Origin of the sequence: Chryseobacterium sp. HR92 (genome assembly GCF_045689405.1) — a bacterium.
In the GTDB taxonomy this organism is placed as follows: Bacteria; Bacteroidota; Bacteroidia; order Flavobacteriales; family Weeksellaceae; genus Chryseobacterium; species Chryseobacterium viscerum_A.
The window spans coordinates 142,501-164,135 of the sequence record NZ_CP139139.1 but is presented as its reverse complement, the minus strand read 5'-3'; the positions used below and the strand labels follow the sequence as shown (position 1 = coordinate 164,135).

The window sequence follows — 21,635 nt, the reverse complement described above, 5'->3', positions numbered from 1 at the left end:
AATTTTACAACATGTTTAAGTTGAAACTACCCACCGATCCAAGGTGGGCAAATATTGCAGAAGGAAACATCGGAGAAATTTTAACAGATCATGCCTGGTGTGAGCAAAAAGCAGCTACCAATGCCATAGGCCTGATAACAATGCTTCCGGAATATCCTGAGATTGTGACAGAACTTCTTGCCATTGCACAGGAAGAACTGGATCATTTCAATCAGGTCCATGAGATCATTAAAAAAAGAGGATATACCTTTGGAAGAGCAAGAAAAGATGATTATGTGAATGAACTGGCGAAATTTATCGTTCAGGGAACAAGAGAGAACCTCATCGTAGACAAAATGCTTTTTGCCGCTATGATTGAAGCCAGAAGCTGCGAAAGATTCAAGGTTCTTACCGAAAACATCAAAGACGAAGAACTTAAAGTTTTCTATAAAGAATTGATGATTTCTGAAGCTAATCATTATACTACATTCATTGGATTTGCAAGACAGCTTGGAGATCCGGAGAAAGTAAACAAACGTTGGGAAGAATGGCTGGAATATGAAGCCAGTATCATAAAATCTTATGGAAACAAAGAAACTATTCACGGTTAAATTAAAATAGAAACAGTAAAGAATACACATTGAAGAAGCCAAGCTTTGAAAATATTGCCAATTTATTCCTGAAAAACTTTTTCCAGGGATTGGTTATCATTGGTCCTATCGGGCTTACTATTTTTGTAATCTGGTATATTGTAAGTGCAATTGACAATCTTGTTCCTTCGCTGGCCAAGCAGATCCCGGGGCTTGTATTCGTATCCATCATTCTGTTTACTGCTATTTTAGGGTACCTAGGAAATAAATTCGTAGTCGGAAGATTCTTTTTCGATACGATGGACAGCTTGCTGGAGAAAACTCCGGGAGTAAAACATATCTACACTCCTACAAAAGACGTAATGTCTTCATTCGTAGGTGACAAGAAAAAATTCAACGATCCTGTATGGGTAAAAACGAATGAAAATCCGGAAATCTGGAGAATTGGTTTTTTAACTCAAAAAGAAATGTCGGACGTTGACAAGCATAATTACGTTGCGGTATATCTTCCCCACTCGTACGCCATCTCGGGCTGGGTAATTGTTACTGAAGAAAAAAACATCAAACCTGTAGTGGGAATGACAGCAGCTTCTGCAATGAAGTTTGCAGTGAGCGGCGGTGTAGCCGGATTCCATTCTGATGAAAATATATTTAAGGCTCCGGAATAATCACTCTTTCCGGCTTATCTATACATTGATGAATTTTGAAAAATTATTTTCAAGCACATTTTCTTTACAAACAATTTAAAACATAATTTAACTCATGAATTTACCGTACGCGGAACCTTTCCGCATTAAAATGGTGGAAGAAATCTATCAATCCACCAGAGAAGAAAGAGAGCAATGGCTTAAAGAAGCTAATTATAACCTTTTCAATTTAAGATCTTCACATGTTTATATTGACCTGCTTACCGATTCAGGAACCGGAGCAATGTCTGATAAACAATGGTCTGCTTTGATGACCGGAGATGAAAGCTATGCAGGATCCCGCTCTTTTGAACAATTACAGAAAACTGTTGAAAAAATTACAGGATTCAAATATTTATTACCTACACACCAGGGAAGAGCTGCTGAAAACGTTCTTTTCTCAGTATTGGTAAAGGAAGGTGATGTAGTTCCGGGGAACTCTCATTTTGACACTACAAAAGGACATATCGAAATCAGAAAGGCACATGCTATCGACTGTACAATAGATGAAGCTTTTGACATTAATGATCTTCACCCTTTCAAGGGAAATATCAACCTTGAAAAGCTGGAAGAAGTTTATAAAAGCCACCCTAAAGAAAACATTCCTTTCTGCTTAATTACCATTACATGTAACTCTTCAGGAGGGCAGCCTGTATCTTTAGAAAATATGAAGGCTGTAAAAGCACTTTCTGACCAATATGGAATTCCTGTATTCTTTGATTCAGCGAGATTTGCAGAGAATGCTTACTTCATCAAAAAAAGAGAAGCAGGACAGGAAAACAGAAGCATCAAAGAAATCTGTAAGGAAATTTTCTCTTACGGAGATGGAATGACGATGAGTTCCAAAAAAGACGGCTTAGTAAACATCGGTGGATTCATTGCTCTGAATAATGAAGAGGTTTTCAGAAAAGCATCTAACTTTACCATTATCTATGAAGGATTTATTACCTATGGAGGAATGGCCGGAAGAGATATGGCTGCATTGGCAGTAGGTCTTGATGAAGCGACTGAGTTTGCTTATCTTGAAAGCAGAATCTCTCAGGTTGAATATCTGGGGAATAAACTGATCGAATACGGAATCCCTGTTCAGAAACCTATCGGAGGACATGCTGTATTCATCGACTCTTTAAACTTCCTTCCGAATGTTTCCCGTGAAGAATATCCGGCACAGACATTAGGCCTTGAAATTTATAAGGAAGCAGGTATCAGAACCGTAGAAATCGGGACATTATTGGCAGACAGAGATCCTGCTACAAGGGAAAACCGTTATCCGAAATTAGAATTGGTACGTCTGGCAATTCCTAGAAGAACTTACACCAATAACCATATGGATTATATTGCTGCTGCTATCAAGAACGTTTATGAAAGACGTGAAGAAATAGCAAAAGGATACAAGATCACCTGGGAACCGGAAATCTTAAGACACTTTACTGTTCAGCTTGAAAAAGCTTAATCATAAAACCGGAATTTTTTCCGGTTTTTTTATGCGTTACATAAACAATCTTATTCTTTATATATCCTTCAGTCCATTTCCACTTAACAATCTTTAAACCATTTCATTATTACGATAAATATCTTTTATAAATAACCATAAATTAATCATATTTATTTATTATAAATTATCTACCATCATTTTCTTTTTATCTTTTATAAAACAAAAATCAAATTGACTCATTTTTTGAAATAGTGAAGGTTTTTAATTTTAATTTTGTATTTATCTAAAGAAGATTAAAAAAATACTCAAAAAACCAACCTGAAAAATACTTTATTCCGAAAATGAAGAAAATTACTGTCGTGGGTGCCGGTATCTCTGGCTTAACCATGGCGAATTACTTAGAAAAACATAAGATTGATTATCACATTTACGAAAGGAGAAAAAAGAAAGATCTGGCAGGACATGGCTTTCTCATTCCAGAAGAAGGGATGGAATACCTTTATCAGATCCTTGATTCCGATCTTCTTCTTCGGCATGGAAATTTTCTAAAAAAATATATACAGTACTCCCATACGGGGAAAATGCTGGCAGAAAAGGAGTTGAACAATGTTTTCGCAATTTCGAGACATTCATTAATTGATCTTCTGACTCAAAATATTTCTCCTGAAAAAATAACCTACGAACAAACCATAATTCCCGATGACAGACAGAATGGAAAACTGAAACTTTTGGACGGAACGGATATTGACTCAGACATTGCTGTTATCTCCGATGGTTCTAAAAGCCGTATCAGAAATTACCTTTTTAAAGATGAAACCATAAATCTGGCAAGAGAAAGTGAAGTAGTTAATATCATTCAGGATAAAGAAATTGCAGATTCTATTGAAAATGACTTTATAAAATTCCATCATGAAGAGGGAGGCCTGACATTTGGAATTCTTAAACTTTCCACTGATACTATTCTTTGGTATTCACAATTTGATAATGAGAAATACACGATCAATGAGTGTTCAGCAGAGAACCTAAGGAAATACATGCTTGAAGTTTTTCAAAACTGGCATCCTTTAGTCCCATCAATTATACAGAAATCAGACTATAAAAACGTACATTTATGGCGTGTGTATGAGTTGGAAAAACTGAATCCGTTTTATAAGGATAATATTGTATTCATAGGAGATGCAGCCCATCCGCTGATTCCTTTTACGAGCCAGGGAGTAACTTCTGCACTGAAAGATTCTTTTACATTAACGAAGTACTTAGTTGAAGAAAAAAATAAAGCAGAAGCATTCAGCAAGTATGAAGCAGACAGAAAACCTGAAATTGAAATTCATATCAACAACGGAAGAATATTACTCAACCAGTTCCTGCTTCCACTCAGCCAACAAACAGAAAACATTTTACCCATATCTTATAAATAAATATGTTCAGCAATAACGATATCAATTTTGAAGCCCTGAAAAGAAAAGCCTATAACGGAAGATGGGCAACCCTGGAAGAAGGAATCATTCCTCTTACGGCAGCAGATCCTGATTTCAGGACAGCCCATGAAATAGAACAGGGAATCATCGAATACCTTAAAGACGGCTATCTAAGCTATGGGCCGTTTTCCGGTCTTCCTGAATTCAAAAAAAGTGTTGCAGATCATTTCAATAAGGAGAAACACGGAACTTTTTCTCCTGAAAATGTTTTGGCAGTCAACAGCGCTGCTCAGGGAATGTTCCTGATTGCTTCTTATGTTCTGAATCCGGGAGATGAAACCATTATTCTGGATCCTGTAGATTTTCTTTTCAAAAAATCAGTAGAAACAGCAGGAGGAAAAGTGATGCTTTGCCCTGTAAATACTATAACAGGAGACATTGATTTTGAAAAACTGGTTTCTTTAATTAATCCCAAAACCAAACTTATAAGCATCTGCAATCCGCATAATCCCCTGGGAAAGGTATATTCTAAAGAAGTATTAATAAAAATAGCAGAGATTGCTTCAGCTCACGATCTTTGGGTGATGAGCGATGAAATCTGGAGTGATATTATTTATGACAACAAAGATTTTCATACCTATTCTTCCGTTTCTGAGAAAGCAAAGAGAAAAAGCTTTACCGTTTATGGGTTTTCAAAGTCATTTGGAATAGCAGGATTGAGAATCGGGGCAGTATTGTGTAATGATCAGGATATCCTTGAAGATTTTACTGAGAAATCCAATTTCAATTCAACAATAGAAGGTGTTTCTACTTTGTCACAGATTGCCGGAAGTGTAGCTCTGGAGAAAGCAAAGCCCTGGTATAAAGATTTTTTAGCACATTTACAGAGCAACAGGAATCTTGCTTTTGAACTATTAAGCCGTTCAGAAGTTGTAAACCCTAATCTGCCTGAAGCTACTTTTGTCCTGTTTCCAAAGATTGAAAACGGAATGTCCAGCGATCAATTTGCCCAACACGTCTTAAAACAGGGAAAGGTTGCCATCGTTCCGGGGTCAGAAAGATGGTTCGGAAAAGGAGCGGAAGGACATATCAGAATTTGCTTCTCCACATCACAGGAAATTTTAGAAGAAGGAATTAACAGAATCATTACCAGCTTTTAACATTAAAATTTTTCATTAAATTTAGATATTAAGTTATTATTTTACCGAATTTAATGCAAATCAATATTAAATTAAGAAATTCATACTAAATATTTAACTTTACTATTGATTTAAAAATAAATATTGATAATTTTGATTAAATCACCACCCAAAATTATCTATATGAAAATAAAATACATCAGCGTTATTTTTCTTGGAGTTTCCACGCTATCCTATGCCCAGCAAATAAAGGACACCTTGAAAGAATCTAAGATAGACGAAGTAGCCATCACCGGAAGCCGGAATAAAAAAAGAACAGTAGTAAATACGCCTGTTCCAATTGATATCATTGACATCAAGCAGGTAAGTCAGTCAACAGGGCAAGTAGAAATCAACCAGCTTTTACAGTTTTCTGCACCTTCTTTCAATTCCAACAAACAATCAGGGTCTGACGGTGCTGATGCAGTAGATCCTGCCACTTTAAGAGGTTTAGGGCCTGATCAGACCCTCCTTTTGTTAAATGGAAAAAGATATCACCAATCTTCACTGATCAACCTTTTCGGAACCAAAGGAAGAGGGAATACGGGATACGACATGAATACCATTCCCATTGGTGCCATAAAAAGAGTGGAGGTCCTTCGTGACGGCGCTTCAGCTCAATATGGCTCTGATGCTATCGCGGGGGTAATCAATGTCATTCTTAATGACCGCGATAAAGGTTTTGAAGGAAATGCTTTTTATGGAATGAATCTTTTCAAAAGTCCCGGAAATAATGATGTGGTTTCTGATCATAAAGTGGACGGAACAACCTTTGATTTCAGTGGAAATTTAGGAACTAAAATAGGTTCAAAAGGAGGTTTTGGAAACTTTACGGTAGAATTTATCAACAAAGATTATGCGATACGAAATGCAAATCCTGATATTTACAATGATCCGCTGGCACCAAGACAGCGTTTCGGGGATGCAAAAGCTCAGAACATTTACTTTTTCGGGAATATTGAGCTTCCTCTATCTGATGGTCTGAAATTCTATTCCCGTCAGGGCTTTTCCCACAGAAACACCAAAGCCTACGCCTGGACCAGATCAGCAGATGCAGACGGAAATATTCCTGAAGTTTACCCTACAGGATTTAATCCTATTGAAAATACAAGCATTACAGATTTCACGTTTGACAACGGCCTGAAATTCAAGGTTGCAGGATGGGACGTAGATTTTTATAATGCTTTTGGCAACAACAGATTTACCTATCAGATTGACAATACAATTAATGCCACTTTGGGGGTCAAATCGCCTACAAGCTTTAATGCCGGAGGACATTCGTTATTACAGAATACAACCGGTTTTAATGCGGTGAAACAGTTCAAAGTACTGGAAGGACTTAATATCGCTTTCGGATCGGAATTCAGGTATGAAAAATTCGATATCATCAAAGGAGAAGAAGCTTCTTATGCCATGTATGATGTAAACGGCAATCTTGTGACTGCCAGCACTCCCCAAAACTTACTGGTCACCAACCCTTTAAGTGGGAATGTAAGACCAGGTGGTTCTCAGGGATTTCCGGGATATTCTACAGATATTGGCAAAAGCAGAAATAACTTTGCAGCATATGTAGATACTGAGCTTGATGTTACAAAAAACTGGATGGTAAGTGTTGCCGGAAGATTTGAAAATTATAATGATTTCGGAAGTACTTTAAATGGAAAATTCGCGACAAGATATGCAATCACTCCGCAGTTTGCCTTCCGTGGTTCCGTTTCCACAGGGTTCAGAGCACCTTCTCTGGCTCAGAAATACTACAGCCAGCAGTTTACCAACTTTCAGGGCGGTCAATTGGTTACTATTCAGCTTGCTTCTAACGACAGCAAAATTGCAGGCAGCCTTGGGATTCCTCAATTGAAACAGGAAACATCGGTGAATGGAAGTGCCGGATTTACGTTCAATACAGGAAAATTCACAGCAACAGTGGATGGATATTATATTCAGGTAAAAAACAGGATTGTTCTTACCGGATATTTCGCACAGGCAGACCTGCCGGCAGATGTTCAGGCAGACAATCCATTTATTGACCAGGTACAATTTTTCTCCAATGCTATAGACACCAAAACAAAAGGAGTAGATCTTATTTTAAGTTATACTGAAAACCTTGGTTCCGGGAAACTGACTGTTACCTTAGCCGGAAACTATAATGATATGGAAATCACAAAAGTAAATACTTCAGAACAGCTGGCAGGGAAAGAAGATATTTATCTGAGTAAGAGAGAAAAGGCTTTTATCCTTGCTTCTGCTCCAAAAACAAAAGTCAATTTAAACCTCAATTATAAGATCAACAAATTCAATGCGAACCTGCAGTTGGTAAGGTTTGACAAAGCAACACTGATTGGGTATGATGGCACAGAACAGATCTACAATCCAAAAGTAACTACCGATATTTCTTTCGGCTACGAGTTTTGCAAGAATCTGAATCTGACACTGGGTAGTAAAAACTTATTCAACAGATATCCTACGCTGCAAACCACTCAGGTAACCAGCGGGAATACAGAATCCGGAGGTATTTTTGATCCTGTACAGATGGGATTTGCCGGAAGACAGGCTTTTGCCAGACTTAACTTTAAGTTTTAAGAGAATAAAAAGAAACTGTATCAAAGGTTTCACCTTTGTCATTCTGACGAAGGAAGAATCTCATTTATAAACCAATAACATAAGATTCTTCACTACATTTCATTTCGTTCAGAATGACATTTTGATACAGTTTTTTCTATTTTTTTGAAATTTTATAAAGCTTACCACTGTCGGTTACCGCATAAAGATTTCCGTCCATTCCGTTCAGCACATCACGGAAGCGTTCTTTCTGATCTGCAAGAAGACGTTCTTCACCTACCACTTTATTATCTTTCATTACAATTCTGTCAATATGCTCACCACTTAAACATCCGATAATCAGGTTTCCTTTCCATTCCTCGATATTTCCTGTATAAAAAGTAATTCCGCTTGGTGAAATCACAGGATCCCAGTAGTAAACAGGCTGTTCAGTTCCTTCTCTTTGGGTGATTCCCTCTCCTACTTTGTCTCCAGAATATTCAATTCCATATGTCACATCACCCCATCCATAATTTTTTCCAGGCTGGATCAGATTAATTTCATCTCCGCCTCTCGGCCCCATCTCCACATCCCATAAATTACCATTAGGATCAATGGCCATTCCTTGAGGATTTCGGACACCATAAGCATAGATTTCAGGCTTATATCCAGACTTTCCGATAAAAGGATTTCCCGGAGCCGGTTTTCCGTCTTTTGTGATTTTTAGAATCTTTCCAAGATAATTATCCGTTTTCTGAGCATATACACGGGTTACCTTATCTGATCTTTCTCCTGTACTGACAAATAAATTCCCATCTTTATCAAAAGCAAGACGGCTTCCATAGTGTTTATCTCCGTCGTAAGAAGGTTCTGCACGGAAAATAACTTTCACTTCTGAAATATTTTTGAGATCTGCGGACAGCTTCCCTTTTGCCACGGAAGTTAAATTTCCTTTTCCAAACGGTTCTGAAAAACTGAAATAAATAATATTATTAGCTTTAAAATCAGGATCAAGAGCTACATCAAGCATTCCACCCTGACCTTTTGAATCCACTTTTGGAAAACCTTCTATTTTTGAAACCTGCTTTCCATCTGATGAAACAACATTCATGTGGCCATTCTTGTCTGTGATCAGAAATTTTCCGTCAGGTAAATTGATAATCCCCCAGGGTCTTCCCAAATCTTTATTCAGTATCTCTACATTATAGGCCGTTGTACTTTTTACTGCCTTGATTCTTGTCTGCCCTTTAAATGCCGGTTGGTAGTCAGAATTAGGCTTCTCTGTCTCTACACTTCCATCATTTCCCGTCTTCTGAGCATTCGCATGATTTTCTTTACACGATGATAAAATAAGAAAAAGGCTCAGGACAGGGATATAAAATTGATTGATTTTCATAACATTAGAATTGGTGATTGTACAATGAATGGAAAAATAATGCCATAAAGTTTGTGTGTTTCATTTTTTATTCTACATTTGTAGAGCAAATTATAACATTGTAGAATGAAAGAGATTAAATTAACAGATTCTGAAAAAATTCTCATGGAAATTCTTTGGGAGAAGAAAAAGATTTTCATGAAGGATATTCTGGAAGCTTACCCTGATCCTAAACCTGCTGCAACTACTATTGCCACCTTGCTTAAAAGAATGCAGAACAAGGACCTGGTAGGGTATCAAGTGTATGGAAATTCCCGTGAATACTATCCAAAAATAGAAAAAGGGGAATATTTCAAGGAAGAAATGTCTTCCATGATTGATCGTTTTTTCAACAGCTCGGTAACACAGTTTGCCTCCTTTTTTACATCGAATACCAAGCTCAGTCAAAAGCAGCTGAAAGAACTCCGCGATATCATAGATGAACATATAAAAGAATAGATATGGCAGCCATTATTCTGAAAATAATCCTGTGCTCTTCTATTTTCATTGCCGTTTATTATCTCTTCCTGGAAAAAGAAAGAATGTACAGATTCAACAGATGGTATTTACTAAGTGCCATATTGCTTTCTTATATCATTCCATTTATCAACATTACCATACAAAGACCTGAAGCGGAGACCAAACCACAAATGATAATTGAAGAAACGGCTCAGCAAATGGTTTTTATTCAGCCGGAACAGGAAAGCTTTAACTGGATGAATATGATATGGGCCGCATATACTATAATCACACTTTTTCTGCTCATAAAAAGTCTTTTTGCTCTTTTATCTGTGAGAAGAATCCGGGGAGAAAAAAAAGCTTATGAACATTACAATATCGTATTAACGGATGAAAGCCTTTCTCCTTTCAGTTTCTGGAATACAATATATATGGGGAAAAACTACATGGAAAATAATAGAATTGACCAAAGGATATTCCTGCATGAAAAGGCTCATATTGATCAGAAACACAGTGTAGATTTAGTAATTCTCAATATTTTAAAGATTTTTACATGGTTCAATCCTGTTTTATTCTTATACAAAAAAGCAGTAATCACAAATCATGAATTTTTAGCAGATGAAGCGGTTCTGAAAAAGAATTATAGTATTAAAGAATACCAAAACCTTATTCTTGAAGAAATTCTTAGCCGCCAAAATCCTCCTCTTACTCATTCATTTAATTTTAATAACACCAAAAAAAGATTTATTATGATGAAAACAAAAAAATCGAAATTCATTCTGTTAAAGAAAACAGCTGGAATCACAATATTGATTGCAGCAGCAGCATTCCTTTCTGAAAGAACTTATGCAGGTAATCCAGCGAGTGTTCAAATGTCTGAAAAAATAACAGAAGCCTCTGTTCAGACTAATGGTCAGGATTCCTACCAGGAATTTAAAGATATACTGGCTAAGTATGCTGATCTGCTGAATCATGGGAAATATGCAGAGTTTGCAAAAAAGGTTACTGAAAGTGATAAAAAGAGGTTGGGAGAACTCTATCCTTTACTTAATGAAAGCCAGAAAAATGAACAGAAGATTACATTCTTTGCTCTGCCTGAATTGAAAAAAAGAATTCCAACAGAGAATGAGCTGAAAGCATTTTTAAATAAAAATGATTACGCAATCTGGATTGATGCAAAAAAAATTGAAAATAGTGACTTAAAAAACTATAAAAAAACAGATTTTTCAAATGTCTATATCAGTAAAGTCTATCCGAATGCAAGAACAGCAAAAAATCCTCAGCTATATCAGGTTAGCTTAATGACTCATCCTTACTTTGCAAAAACTAAAGAAGAGGGAAAATCCTCAATGATGATGGGCTTTAAAAGATCAGAGCTGAAAAAAACTCAGGATACCATCACTCCACGAGAAAATAATACAATTAACAGCGAAGGTAAAAACACAAACTTACAGGAAGACAAAACCTTTGTGAGTGCTGAATATCCAAACGGGATGAAAGACCTCAGAACAAAAATAGGCAAAACCATGGATGTAAGTACTCTGAACCCAATGAACGGAACAATAAAAGCAATGGCCTATGTTCATATAGATGAAACAGGGAAAACAACCAACGTGACTGCCTCCGGTGACAATGATGTGTTCAATAAGGAGTTCCTTAAAACAATGACCGCCATAAGCAACGAAACAGTCTGGAAACCCGCCACGAAAGATGGGAAAGCCATCGCTTCGGTACTGAAAATCCCCGCAACAATGACTTTTACCAAACCTTAATAATGAAAAGCGCTAAAAAATAGCGCTTTTATTATTTCAATTATTCTTGTTTAGACTGTTAAAATTTTATTATCAAAATATTCATCTTCAAAACATTATCCTGTCTAATAATTTCTTTCGTATTTTTGTTGTATACATTCTTTTCTATGGATTTTAAGCTTCAATCAGAATATAAACCTACCGGAGATCAGCCCCAAGCTATTGAAAAACTTACTGAAGGTATAGAGATCGGTGAGAAATATCAAACCCTTCTCGGGGTTACCGGCTCCGGAAAAACCTTTACGGTTGCTAATGTTGTAAAAAATGTTCAGCGTCCCACTTTAGTTCTGGCACACAATAAGACTCTTGCGGCGCAGCTCTTTATGGAGTTTAAAGAGTTTTTCCCGGAAAATGCTGTGGAATACTTTGTCAGTTACTATGATTACTACCAGCCTGAGGCCTATATTGCCACAACAGGAACTTATATTGAAAAAGACCTGAGCATCAATGAAGAAGTTGAAAAACTACGTCTTTCTGCAACCGCCAGCCTGCTTTCAGGAAGAAGGGATGTTTTGATTGTGGCATCTGTTTCCTGTATCTATGGTATTGGAAATCCTACAGAATTTCATAAATCTTTAATTTCCATTGCTATTGGTGAGAAAGTGACAAGAACAGCACTTCTTCATTCACTAGTTAATGCATTATATGCCAGAACATTAAATGAATTTCAAAGAGGAACATTCCGTGTAAAAGGAGATGTAATTGATGTTTTCCCTGCTTATACTGATAATGCTATCAGAATTCAGTTTTTTGGGGATGAAATTGAAAAGATCCAAAGCTTTGACCCTGTTACTGGGAATGTAGAGGATAATTTTGATCAGATACAAATTTACCCTGCCAATCTTTTTGTAACATCAAAGGAGACCTTAAACGGTGCTATTAAAGACATTCAGGATGATATGGTAAAACAGGTTGATTTCTTTAGCTCTATTGGAAAACCATTAGAAGCAAAACGACTTCAGGAAAGAACCGAACTGGATCTTGAAATGATTAAAGAACTAGGTTATTGTTCAGGAATTGAGAACTATTCGAGATATCTTGACGGCCGCCTTCCGGGAACAAGACCTTTCTGCTTGATTGATTATTTCCCTAAAGACTTTTTAATGGTTATTGATGAAAGCCATGTAACGGTTCCACAGGTTCATGCCATGTATGGTGGTGACCGAAGCAGAAAAGAGGCATTGGTGGAATATGGTTTCAGACTTCCGGCTGCGATGGACAACAGACCTTTAAAATTTGAAGAATTTGAAGCTATACAGAATCAGGTAATCTATGTGTCTGCGACTCCTGCAGATTATGAACTTGAGAGAACCGGAGGAGCTTATATAGAGCAGATCATCCGTCCAACAGGACTTCTTGACCCGATTATTGAGGTAAGACCTACCATCAATCAGATTGATGATTTGATGGAGGAAATCCATAAAAGATCTGATGCTGATGAGAGAGTATTGGTAACCACTTTAACGAAGAAAATGGCGGAAGAGCTTACGAAATACTTTACCAAATTCGGAATCAGAACAAGATATATTCACTCTGATGTTGAAACGCTGGAACGTATTCAGATTATGCAGGACCTTCGTCTAGGGCTTTTTGATGTGCTTATCGGAGTTAATTTATTACGAGAAGGATTAGATTTACCGGAGGTTTCGTTGGTTGCTATTCTGGATGCTGATAAAGAAGGAATGCTGAGAAGCAGAAGATCAATGATTCAAACCGTGGGACGTGCCGCAAGGAATGTGAATGGAAAAGCCATCATGTATGCCGATAAAATCACAAAATCTATGCAGGCTACCCTGGATGAAACTGAATACCGCCGTGCCAAACAAATGCAGTACAATGAGGATCATGGCCTGAAGCCAAAAGCATTAAATAAAAAGATTTCGGAAAATCTTGTCGGAAGAAGCAAAGACTTCCCTGATGAAAAATATACCCAAAAGGAAATCCTTCAGAAAGTTGCTGAGACAAAAGCAACCTATGCAAGTGAAGATATAGAGAAAATGATCACCCAGAAGCAGAAAGAAATGGAAGCTGCTGCGAAAAATCTTGACTTTATAAAAGCGGCCAAGCTGAGAGATGAAATTGCGGCATTGAAAGCTTAATAAAACTGATTTATAAAAAGTTTCGGCGGCATCTTTGATGCCGCCGAAACTTTATTCTTAGATTGAAATATTTTAATTTTTACAATCCGTTTCTTACTGCTGCCCTGATGGGAGTCAAAAGATCCATCAGACCATTTAATTTGATTTCGTAAACTGTTGAAAGCTGCATTCCCAGTTTTCCCTTTGGCATTCCGTTTTTGTTGAACCATTCCAGGTAGCTGATGGGAAGATCAATCAGAACCGTTCCTTCGTACTTACCGAACGGCATTTTCATGACACAGATTTCTTTTAATATTTCGGGATTGAGTCCTTCCACTTTTATATAATTAAATTAATTTTTCTTTAATATCATCCTGTCCGGGCAGTTCTAGATCCGGAGGAGCATATTCATCCGAAAATTCATTCCTGTACACCTGAACCAGAAGAAGCGTCAGTGAGATCAGAATAGGCCCGAAAATAAGCCCCATGAAGCCAAAAAGATTCATTCCCATGATAATCCCAAATACCGTATTCAAAGGATGGATGTTTTCCAGTTTCTTTAAAAGGGTAAAACGAAGAAGATTATCAGTAAGACCTACCACAACAACACAATAGATCGCTAAGCCGACCCCCTGTACTGTATTTCCTTCAGCAATCATAAAGATACACACCGGAACATACACAATAGCAGTTCCTACAACGGGAATCACTGAAGCCGCAGCCGTTAATGCAAAAAGTAATACAGCGCCCGGTGCCCCAAAAATAAGATATCCTATAAGAGCTACGATCCCCTGTCCTACTGCTACAACTGGAATCCCGATAGCATTGGCCATAATCAGTTTTCTCATTTTATCGCCGATTAAAGAAATGTTAGCTCTCTTAAGTGGTGCAGAAGAAGTAAGGATCTTTTCGAAGAGCCTTGGCTTTTCCAGCATAAAATAGAGAATAAAATACATGGACATCACTACGGTAAGGGTATTGAACGTTCCACTGACTGCAGAAGTAGAAAATTTTCCTACATTATCTTTCAGTTTCGCCATGTTTTCTTTGCTCAGAATATCAAATCCTGTTTTAGAAAATATGTAAGAATGTATTTTATCCAGGAAAATATTGAACTTGGCCATATAAGCCTGTGCATTCCCCAGTTTATCAATAATCAGATCGGCAATAAAATAGATAGGAAGAATAAGGACAATAAGGCTCGCAAACATTAATGCAAATGCGGCAAGTGAAGGTCTCCATTTTTTTTCTTCCTGCAGATAAAAGTTATATTTTCTGCAGACCACATAAATGGTGATGGCCCCCAAAACTGAAGGAATAAACAATGCCAGATTAAAACAAATCAGACCCGCTAATACCACAATAATGGCCAGCAAAGACATCTGCTTTATCGCAACATTGCTTATTTGTTTGTCCTTATTCATCATGCATTTTTATTTATTTACTGTACATGATTTGTCTTGGTTTTCCTAAGAAAGCACAATAAGTAGAGTACATTACAATCATAATAAACGGAGCGGTTAAGATCACTCCAATTCCGCAAAGAATAACCCCCGCAATAGAGATCAGGAATCCTAAAAATCCGGTTAATAAGAAAATTCCGTAGTTTTCTTTAGCAATATTGAAAGATTTCCCTAAAGCCTCAGTAGCTGAAGCATTTTCAAATAACAGAATAGGGTACCCTAATAAAAGGAAAGGATATACAAAAATAATAGGCAGTACACATAATGCAAGAGCAACTGATGAAATAATTCCAGACAGAAGGCTATAAATCAATATATTCACAAAATTCTGTCGGTATCCAATGAATAGATCAGAAAACTCAATAGGACTTTTCGTATTATATTTATTCACCATGTAGATCAATCCTACATACAAAGGAGATAATAAAAGTCCGAAAAGACTGGAAGCTCCCATATATAAAGGAAGTCCCGGAGCGCTCCAATAATTAAAGTCACCTCCTGAAGATTTCATATCTTCTACAATGGAAGCAGAATCAAATCCGGTAAGCATCTGAATAACAGACCCTCCAACCAGATAAATAATCATTGCTACGATTCCGTAACCGAAAACACCTTTATACATTTCAAAGGCATGAGAAATAATCGATCCCGTATCTCTGTTAGGTACAGAGCCCTGCTGATCAAATTCGTTAAATTCAGACATAGTTTAAATATTTAATGATTTTACCAAATTTAGTTTTTTTTAGTAAAAAATCATATTAAACACGAATGAATTTTAACTTTTCTCTGAAAAAACGGTTTTATAAAGCGAATAAATCATTGCATTCCAAAAAGGAAATGTGAAAAGTCCACCTATCAAAAACAGAACAAAACCTAAATACTTAAATAGAAAAGCAACGATTACACAGACCATTATTTCCACGAAGTACATTTTAAGAGCTTTAAAGTTCAGAGAAATGGCCTCGAATATCCTTTTATTCGTAAAAAACATCAATGGAGCCACAAATATTGTTACTGCAACCCAAATTATAGCCAATACAACGGTAGGAATTGTAAACCGGTAAATAAAGAACCAGAAAAGAAAATATCCTAGATATTTAAAAAAGTTGAGCCCATTGTACCCTGCAAACAGATCCCCGATCACAATATTTTCTTTAAGATCAATTTTTCTGAAGATCTGGAACATCCCCAGATTCAATGGATACAAAAACGCTGTAGTTCCCCAGATGGCCAGTGTAAACATCTGATAATTTTCGGTAACCGTTATCTCTTCCATTTTTTTCAGATACACCTTAGTGCCTTGCAAAAAGGCTTCCTCCAATTCTTTATTGTAAGAGAAAACATCATATTTTGCCCCAAAAAGCATAACAGCCGTAAGCAGTATTCCAAAAAAGATGATGGAAAACATCAACTGAAAAACCAGTGTTTTATTCCAATAAAAAAAAGCCTGCTTCAATATAAAATCTAGTCCCGGTTTCTGAGGATATTTGTTCTGCATCATAAAAAATTTATGCAAAAGTAAACATCAATAATTATTTTTGCAGAATGTTTTCAGTGAATCATCAAAAATTTATGGAAATGGATGAGCTTTCTCTTCAGAAGGTTCCCTATTTTTTCGTAATCGACTTTCTCTCGGAGAGTGTCGAAATATACCAGGAACATGAGATTGAAAAATCAGGTTTAATTATTGATTTTCAAGAGTTTTCAAACAGAAAAGAAACACACGCGTTAGATAAAAAAGTAATCTGGAAATCATTTCCGGAAACGTTGGAAAGCTTTAAAATCGGATTTGATAAAGTTCAGAAAAATATTCGTTTGGGAAACTCTTATTTAGTAAACTATACTAGAAAAACGAAGATAGAGACAAATTTAACCTTAGAAGAAATTTTTTATCATTCAAATGCAAAGTATAAAGTTTTTTATAAAGATTTTTTTGTATTTTTTTCTCCTGAAACTTTTGTGAAGATCATTAACGGTAAAATTCTCACCTATCCCATGAAAGGCACTATTGATGCTTCTATTGAAAATGCTGCGGAAATACTGAAGAATGATAAAAAGGAAAAAGCAGAACATTATACCGTAGTAGATCTGCTCCGGAATGATCTGAGCATGGTGGCTGATGAGGTAAAAGTGGACCAGTTTCAGCATATTGATTTCATCAAAACCCAGCAAAAGGATCTGTATGCAATGAGTTCCGAAATTTCAGGAATAATAAAACCTGAATTTGATGGAAAAGTAGGAAGTATTATGCAGAAACTTCTTCCTGCAGGCTCTATTTTAGGAGCTCCCAAGCCTAAAACACTGGAAATAATTCTGGATGCAGAAGGTTATGAAAGAGGATATTACACGGGCGTTTGCGGCTGGTTTGACGGCCAAAATGTTGATAGCTGTGTAATGATCCGTTTTATAGAAAAAGAAGGAAACCAGCTTTATTTTAAAAGCGGAGGCGGTATAACGCACATGAGTAAGTTAGAAGACGAATATCAGGAAATGAAAAATAAAATCTATGTCCCAATTCATTGAAAGCATTAAAGTAGAAGATCAGGAGATTTTTCTATTGGATCTACACCAGAAGCGTGTCAATCAAACATTTTCCCATTTCGGGAAAGAAGACTCCATTGATCTGGCCAAGATCTATAAAAATCTGCAGCATGATGAGGATGGTCTTTTCAAACTAAGAATATCTTATGATCTCGACAAAAGAATCAGGACACAGATGATTCCTTATGCCATTCCTGAGATTCAGAATTTCAAGCTGGTAGAAAACAACAGTTTTGATTATTCATTCAAGTTTGAAGACCGTAAAGAGTTGGATAAAATGAAGATGAAATCCAAAGCAGAAGAAATCATCATCGTTAAAAATAATCATATCACCGATACTTCTTTTTCCAATCTTTTATTTTTAAAAGGGAAAGATTGGTTTACTCCTGCCACTTATCTATTAAACGGGGTACAAAGACAGCATCTTTTAAAGCATAAAAAGATAAAAGAAGCGGAGATCACTTTACAAAATATAAAGCAATTCACCCATTTCCAGATCATTAATGCATTGAATGATTTTGATGATATGTTTATCTATCCTATCGACAGAATTATCAATCTGCCGGGGAATGAAGAATATCTTGATCTTTAGGATTATTTCATAAATTCAAAGTACGACTTCAGTACATCTGCACTATTCTTCCCGTGAGTATTTACTTCCAGGATTTTTGGCTGTGCATCAGGTTTGAAGAAGTTCTCAAGAACTCTGTCAAGCGTAATTTCATCCTCTACTCTTATATAGGAGAAGCCAAAGTGCTTGGCAAGAGATTCGGCATTCTTACGGTGTTTTGTGGCAATAAATTCGTCTAATGTATTCGGGTTGGCATTTCCAGGCCCCGGAATGATTTTAAAGATATTTCCTTCACCATTATTGAAGATCATAATTCTTACAAACGGCGGAATATATTGATTCCAAAGTCCATTAATATCGTAAAAGAAGCTTAAATCTCCCGTGATCAGCAAAGTAGGGTTTTCATTTTTAATAGCAAATCCCATTGCAGTAGAAGTAGACCCGTCAATACCACTAGTTCCTCTGTTACAGTATATTTTTCGCTTTCCAAAATCAAACAGCTGTGCATATCTGATCCCGGAGGAGTTGCTGAAATGAATATTATAATTTTCAGGAATCGTCTGTGAAGCTTTATTGAAGAAATAAAAGTCTGAGAAATCAATCGTATTTAAAAACTGCTCATGTTTAGCATCTTTTTTATCTCTTAAAACGTCCCAAAGGTTAAAATAAGGCCTAGGCTCCAGATTGATAAATTTCAACAATTTTGAAAAGAAAACCTCAGGCTTAACTTCAATTTTTTCTGTCAGTGAAAAATAAGTATCCGGCTGCCATACTTCATCCAGATGCCAGTGCTGCTTTGGGCGGGCACTTCTCAGGAACTGTTTTACTTTCTTGGAAACGACATTCTGCCCTACTGTAATCAATAGGTCAGGAGCATATGTTTTATAGTCTTCTTCTGTAAAATTAAAAATATAACGGTCTATATGTTTGAAAAACTTCTCGTGATGCAGGTTTGAATTGGCTTCACTTAAAACAATAACAGAATGATTTTTTACCAGTTGTGTCAATTGATTTTCCAATTCGGGACTGTAGTCCCTTGTTCCCACCAAAAGCATAATTCTTTGTGAGGTATGCCATTCTGCAATCAGATTTGAAGGAATTTCATATTCTTTGTGCTTGATTGTTTTTTCTACGGTAGGAAAAGTAGGAAGTTCCGAAACAAGCTCATACAAAGGCTCTTCTAAAGGAATATTAATATGCACCGGTCCCTGCTTTTCAAAGCAAAGTTCGATGGCTTTTTTAATGGTATCGAAATTAATATCTTCTGCATGTTCCTTACTGTCTTCCAAAAGCTGGAAGTCACCATAGGAATGCTGATGAAAAACATCCTTCTGTCTTATCGTCTGCCCATCAAACAGATCAACAAAATCAGTCGGTCTATCGGCAGTAAGCACTAATAATGGAATATTCTGATAAAAAGCTTCAGTAACGGCAGGATAATAGTTCACAACTGCAGATCCGCTGGTACAGGTAATTGCTACCGGCTTTTTTTCGCTTTTTGCCATTCCCATTGCTACAAAAGCAGCACTTCTTTCGTCTACAATACTGAAACAGTTAAAACTATCTACCTCCGAAAAATGAATGGCCAAAGGAGCATTTCTTGACCCCGGAGAAATTACGATATCAGCAATTCCGTACTGTTGAAGAAGATGTGCAAGTATTTGGATACTTCTCTTAGAAGAATATTTTTTCATACAGCAAATTTAACTTATAAATAATGATTTTAAAATCATTTAATTTAAAAAAAATGTAATTTTGCTATTCGTAAATTTCTAAAAATGGATAAAATACCTAGTGTAGACCTGCGTGATTTCCTTTCGGACAACCCGGAACGCAAACAGAAATTTGTAAATGAAATCGGAAAAGCTTATGAAGAAATTGGTTTTGTAGCCTTAAAAGGCCACTTTCTTGATGACAACCTAGTGGATGATTTGTATGGAGAGGTTAAAAACTTTTTTGAACAGCCAGTGGAAACGAAACAGAAGTATGAGATTCCAGGTATTGGCGGCCAGAGAGGTTATGTAGGATTCGGTAAAGAAACTGCAAAAGGTTTCAAAAAAGGAGACTTAAAAGAATTTTGGCATTTCGGGCAATATTTGTCTGATGATTCAAAATACAAAACTGAGTATCCAGACAATGTAATCGTTGACGAACTTCCAAAATTTAACGAAGTAGGTAAAGAGGCATTCCAGATGCTTGAGAAAACAGGACAGTATGTTCTAAGAGCTTTAGCATTACACCTTGGGTTAAATGAATTTTATTTTGATGACAAGATCGCAGAAGGAAATTCTATTTTAAGACCTATTCACTATCCGCCAATCATTGAAGAACCGGATGATGCTGTAAGAGCTGCTGCTCATGGGGATATCAACCTTATTACTCTTTTAATGGGAGCACAGGGTAAAGGTCTTCAGGTTCAGAATCACAACGGAGAATGGATTGATGCTATCGCAGAGCCGGATGAGTTGATGATCAATGTTGGAGATATGCTTTCAAGACATACCAACAACAAATTGAAATCTACCATCCACAGAGTGGTAAACCCACCAAGAGAAATGTGGAGTACTTCAAGATATTCAATTCCTTTCTTTATGCATCCTATCAGTGCAATGTCTTTAAATGCACTTGAAAATTGTGTAGACGAAAACAATCCAAAACTCTACGAAGATACAACTGCCGGAGAATTCCTGCATGAAAGATTGATCGAGCTGGGATTGATTAAAAAATAAAAAGAAACGGCTGCCTTGAATTAGAGGCAGCCGTTTTTATTATATTACATTTCGATTAAACAGGAAACGCGTGTACATAACATTGTACAACTATTCATTCTGTAACAACCATTATTTTGATCATTAAGTTCTTGGCAAGGGTCATCAGGAGAATCTCTAAGGTCATAACATTTGTTATTCCCTCCTGAAATACTTTTCAATTCATTTCTCTCAATTTTCTTTAAATTTTTCATAGTTATAGTTTTAATTTTTCCTACTCTGTAAGCTTTTCGGATAACGCTTGCCTAAATTAGCAATATTTACGGAATAAAATAAATAATTTTTAATTAATAACTATTATGATAGCCAATTAATGAATACAAATAGATTTTATCCTGTTATACAATAAAATTCCGGACACGGAGTTGGTTGTGTAAAAATTCCCCACGGACAGATACAGGTATAAGAATCACCGCCACCTCCAGGGTTTCCTCCACCTCCCGGATTTCCACCATAAGGTACACATTTCCCACCTGAGCAGATTTCTCCAGCAGAACAGCCTCCTTCACCAGGTCCTCCACCCTCAAAACAAAATGCCGGGAAGTCTACTCCAGCAACAATACTTCTTTTGTCATCTCTTGACAGTCTTTTTAGATTTTTCATAGTTATGATTTTTGGTATTTCCTACTCTATAAGCTTTTCGGATAACGCTTACTTAAAAATAATATTTATTTCATTAATAATCAAACATTTAAATCAAATTAAG

The 21,635-nt window shown here is 36.5% G+C and carries 20 protein-coding genes; 12 read left to right on the top strand and 8 right to left on the bottom strand.

Features of this window, described 5'->3' with window-relative positions; translation table 11 throughout:
- Positions 1–11 precede the first annotated feature (11 nt).
- The 6 genes from SFA27_RS00770 to SFA27_RS00745 all read left to right on the top strand — a co-directional run bounded on the left by SFA27_RS00770 (position 12) and on the right by SFA27_RS00745 (position 7,866).
- Complete coding sequence (locus SFA27_RS00770; protein WP_047377241.1) at positions 12–590, top strand: tRNA-(ms[2]io[6]A)-hydroxylase; 579 nt, start codon at positions 12–14, stop codon at positions 588–590.
- 29 nt (positions 591–619) lie between these two features.
- A complete protein-coding gene (locus tag SFA27_RS00765) occupies positions 620–1,237 on the top strand; it encodes a DUF502 domain-containing protein (RefSeq protein WP_047377240.1) in 618 nt (205 codons plus the stop codon).
- Positions 1,238–1,331: 94 nt separating this feature from the next.
- Positions 1,332–2,708 (top strand): tryptophanase, encoded by a 1,377-nt coding sequence (locus SFA27_RS00760; RefSeq protein ID WP_047377239.1) that lies wholly within the window; start codon positions 1,332–1,334, stop codon positions 2,706–2,708.
- Between the two features lie 323 nt (positions 2,709–3,031).
- The gene (locus tag SFA27_RS00755; protein ID WP_264519322.1) at positions 3,032–4,108 is read left to right on the top strand and encodes an FAD-dependent monooxygenase; all 1,077 of its coding nucleotides are present in this window, start codon (positions 3,032–3,034) and stop codon (positions 4,106–4,108) included.
- A 2-nt stretch (positions 4,109–4,110) separates the two neighbouring features.
- The gene (locus SFA27_RS00750; RefSeq protein WP_407295487.1) at positions 4,111–5,268 is read left to right on the top strand and encodes a pyridoxal phosphate-dependent aminotransferase; all 1,158 of its coding nucleotides are present in this window, start codon (positions 4,111–4,113) and stop codon (positions 5,266–5,268) included.
- Positions 5,269–5,430: 162 nt separating this feature from the next.
- The gene (locus SFA27_RS00745) at positions 5,431–7,866 is read left to right on the top strand and encodes a TonB-dependent receptor plug domain-containing protein (RefSeq protein WP_407295485.1); all 2,436 of its coding nucleotides are present in this window, start codon (positions 5,431–5,433) and stop codon (positions 7,864–7,866) included.
- 136 nt (positions 7,867–8,002) lie between these two features.
- Here SFA27_RS00745 and SFA27_RS00740 read toward each other — a convergent pair whose 3' ends face one another.
- A complete protein-coding gene (locus SFA27_RS00740; RefSeq protein WP_047377235.1) occupies positions 8,003–9,220 on the bottom strand; it encodes a PQQ-dependent sugar dehydrogenase in 1,218 nt (405 codons plus the stop codon).
- Positions 9,221–9,325: 105 nt separating this feature from the next.
- Between SFA27_RS00740 and SFA27_RS00735 the strand changes: the two genes are divergently transcribed.
- The 3 genes from SFA27_RS00735 (at position 9,326) to uvrB (ending at position 13,607) form a co-directional block, all read left to right on the top strand.
- The gene (locus SFA27_RS00735) at positions 9,326–9,697 is read left to right on the top strand and encodes a BlaI/MecI/CopY family transcriptional regulator (RefSeq protein WP_407295482.1); all 372 of its coding nucleotides are present in this window, start codon (positions 9,326–9,328) and stop codon (positions 9,695–9,697) included.
- Positions 9,698–9,699: 2 nt separating this feature from the next.
- Complete coding sequence (locus SFA27_RS00730) at positions 9,700–11,469, top strand: M56 family metallopeptidase (RefSeq protein WP_407295479.1); 1,770 nt, start codon at positions 9,700–9,702, stop codon at positions 11,467–11,469.
- A gap of 146 nt (positions 11,470–11,615) precedes the next feature.
- On the top strand, positions 11,616–13,607 hold the full coding sequence (gene uvrB, locus SFA27_RS00725; RefSeq protein WP_047377232.1) for an excinuclease ABC subunit UvrB: 1,992 nt from the start codon (positions 11,616–11,618) through the stop codon (positions 13,605–13,607).
- A 79-nt stretch (positions 13,608–13,686) separates the two neighbouring features.
- On the opposite strand, the gene SFA27_RS00720 is transcribed toward uvrB, so the two are convergent.
- From SFA27_RS00720 to SFA27_RS00705, 4 genes are all read right to left on the bottom strand, one after another.
- Positions 13,687–13,923 carry a DUF3820 family protein gene (locus tag SFA27_RS00720; protein ID WP_407295476.1) on the bottom strand — a complete coding sequence of 79 codons (237 nt, stop codon included), beginning with the start codon at positions 13,921–13,923 and terminating at the stop codon, positions 13,687–13,689.
- Positions 13,924–13,933: 10 nt separating this feature from the next.
- Positions 13,934–15,013: an AI-2E family transporter gene (locus tag SFA27_RS00715; RefSeq protein ID WP_047377230.1), complete on the bottom strand. Its 1,080-nt coding sequence runs from the start codon at positions 15,011–15,013 to the stop codon at positions 13,934–13,936.
- Positions 15,014–15,023: 10 nt separating this feature from the next.
- Positions 15,024–15,752 (bottom strand): beta-carotene 15,15'-monooxygenase, encoded by a 729-nt coding sequence (locus SFA27_RS00710; protein WP_047377229.1) that lies wholly within the window; start codon positions 15,750–15,752, stop codon positions 15,024–15,026.
- A gap of 72 nt (positions 15,753–15,824) precedes the next feature.
- A complete protein-coding gene (locus SFA27_RS00705) occupies positions 15,825–16,547 on the bottom strand; it encodes a hypothetical protein (RefSeq protein ID WP_407295474.1) in 723 nt (240 codons plus the stop codon).
- A 47-nt stretch (positions 16,548–16,594) separates the two neighbouring features.
- Between SFA27_RS00705 and SFA27_RS00700 the strand changes: the two genes are divergently transcribed.
- Positions 16,595–17,572, top strand: coding sequence for an aminodeoxychorismate synthase component I (locus tag SFA27_RS00700; protein WP_407295471.1), 978 nt, complete (start codon positions 16,595–16,597; stop codon positions 17,570–17,572).
- A complete protein-coding gene (locus tag SFA27_RS00695) occupies positions 17,556–18,182 on the top strand; it encodes an aminotransferase class IV (RefSeq protein ID WP_047377226.1) in 627 nt (208 codons plus the stop codon). Before SFA27_RS00700 ends, SFA27_RS00695 begins: the two co-directional genes overlap by 17 nt.
- 2 nt (positions 18,183–18,184) lie before the next feature.
- Here the strand turns inward: SFA27_RS00695 and menD are convergent, their stop codons facing one another.
- The gene (gene menD / locus SFA27_RS00690; RefSeq protein WP_407295469.1) at positions 18,185–19,855 is read right to left on the bottom strand and encodes a 2-succinyl-5-enolpyruvyl-6-hydroxy-3-cyclohexene-1-carboxylic-acid synthase; all 1,671 of its coding nucleotides are present in this window, start codon (positions 19,853–19,855) and stop codon (positions 18,185–18,187) included.
- Between the two features lie 84 nt (positions 19,856–19,939).
- Between menD and SFA27_RS00685 the strand changes: the two genes are divergently transcribed.
- Positions 19,940–20,890 carry an isopenicillin N synthase family oxygenase gene (locus SFA27_RS00685; RefSeq protein WP_047377224.1) on the top strand — a complete coding sequence of 317 codons (951 nt, stop codon included), beginning with the start codon at positions 19,940–19,942 and terminating at the stop codon, positions 20,888–20,890.
- A 44-nt stretch (positions 20,891–20,934) separates the two neighbouring features.
- Here SFA27_RS00685 and SFA27_RS00680 read toward each other — a convergent pair whose 3' ends face one another.
- Complete coding sequence (locus SFA27_RS00680) at positions 20,935–21,123, bottom strand: bacteriocin-like protein (protein ID WP_407295465.1); 189 nt, start codon at positions 21,121–21,123, stop codon at positions 20,935–20,937.
- A 136-nt stretch (positions 21,124–21,259) separates the two neighbouring features.
- Positions 21,260–21,532: a hypothetical protein gene (locus SFA27_RS00675; RefSeq protein ID WP_047377223.1), complete on the bottom strand. Its 273-nt coding sequence runs from the start codon at positions 21,530–21,532 to the stop codon at positions 21,260–21,262.
- Between the last annotated feature and the right edge of the window lie 103 nt (positions 21,533–21,635).

Excerpts from the sequence above, each read along its gene's own strand:
- SFA27_RS00745 (WP_407295485.1), top strand. The coding sequence starts at position 5,431 with ATGAAAATAAAATACATCAGCGTTATTTTTCTTGGAGTTTCCACGCTA.
- SFA27_RS00750 (WP_407295487.1), top strand. The coding sequence starts at position 4,111 with ATGTTCAGCAATAACGATATCAATTTTGAAGCCCTGAAAAGAAAAGCC.
- SFA27_RS00675 (WP_047377223.1), bottom strand. The coding sequence starts at position 21,532 with ATGAAAAATCTAAAAAGACTGTCAAGAGATGACAAAAGAAGTATTGTT.
- SFA27_RS00735 (WP_407295482.1), top strand. The coding sequence starts at position 9,326 with ATGAAAGAGATTAAATTAACAGATTCTGAAAAAATTCTCATGGAAATT.
- uvrB (WP_047377232.1), top strand. The coding sequence starts at position 11,616 with ATGGATTTTAAGCTTCAATCAGAATATAAACCTACCGGAGATCAGCCC.
- SFA27_RS00770 (WP_047377241.1), top strand. The coding sequence starts at position 12 with ATGTTTAAGTTGAAACTACCCACCGATCCAAGGTGGGCAAATATTGCA.
- SFA27_RS00755 (WP_264519322.1), top strand. The coding sequence starts at position 3,032 with ATGAAGAAAATTACTGTCGTGGGTGCCGGTATCTCTGGCTTAACCATG.
- SFA27_RS00760 (WP_047377239.1), top strand. The coding sequence starts at position 1,332 with ATGAATTTACCGTACGCGGAACCTTTCCGCATTAAAATGGTGGAAGAA.
- SFA27_RS00695 (WP_047377226.1), top strand. The coding sequence starts at position 17,556 with ATGTCCCAATTCATTGAAAGCATTAAAGTAGAAGATCAGGAGATTTTT.
- SFA27_RS00700 (WP_407295471.1), top strand. The coding sequence starts at position 16,595 with ATGTTTTCAGTGAATCATCAAAAATTTATGGAAATGGATGAGCTTTCT.
- SFA27_RS00685 (WP_047377224.1), top strand. The coding sequence starts at position 19,940 with ATGGATAAAATACCTAGTGTAGACCTGCGTGATTTCCTTTCGGACAAC.
- SFA27_RS00730 (WP_407295479.1), top strand. The coding sequence starts at position 9,700 with ATGGCAGCCATTATTCTGAAAATAATCCTGTGCTCTTCTATTTTCATT.
- SFA27_RS00710 (WP_047377229.1), bottom strand. The coding sequence starts at position 15,752 with ATGTCTGAATTTAACGAATTTGATCAGCAGGGCTCTGTACCTAACAGA.
- SFA27_RS00715 (WP_047377230.1), bottom strand. The coding sequence starts at position 15,013 with ATGATGAATAAGGACAAACAAATAAGCAATGTTGCGATAAAGCAGATG.
- SFA27_RS00705 (WP_407295474.1), bottom strand. The coding sequence starts at position 16,547 with ATGCAGAACAAATATCCTCAGAAACCGGGACTAGATTTTATATTGAAG.
- menD (WP_407295469.1), bottom strand. The coding sequence starts at position 19,855 with ATGAAAAAATATTCTTCTAAGAGAAGTATCCAAATACTTGCACATCTT.
- SFA27_RS00740 (WP_047377235.1), bottom strand. The coding sequence starts at position 9,220 with ATGAAAATCAATCAATTTTATATCCCTGTCCTGAGCCTTTTTCTTATT.
- SFA27_RS00680 (WP_407295465.1), bottom strand. The coding sequence starts at position 21,123 with ATGAAAAATTTAAAGAAAATTGAGAGAAATGAATTGAAAAGTATTTCA.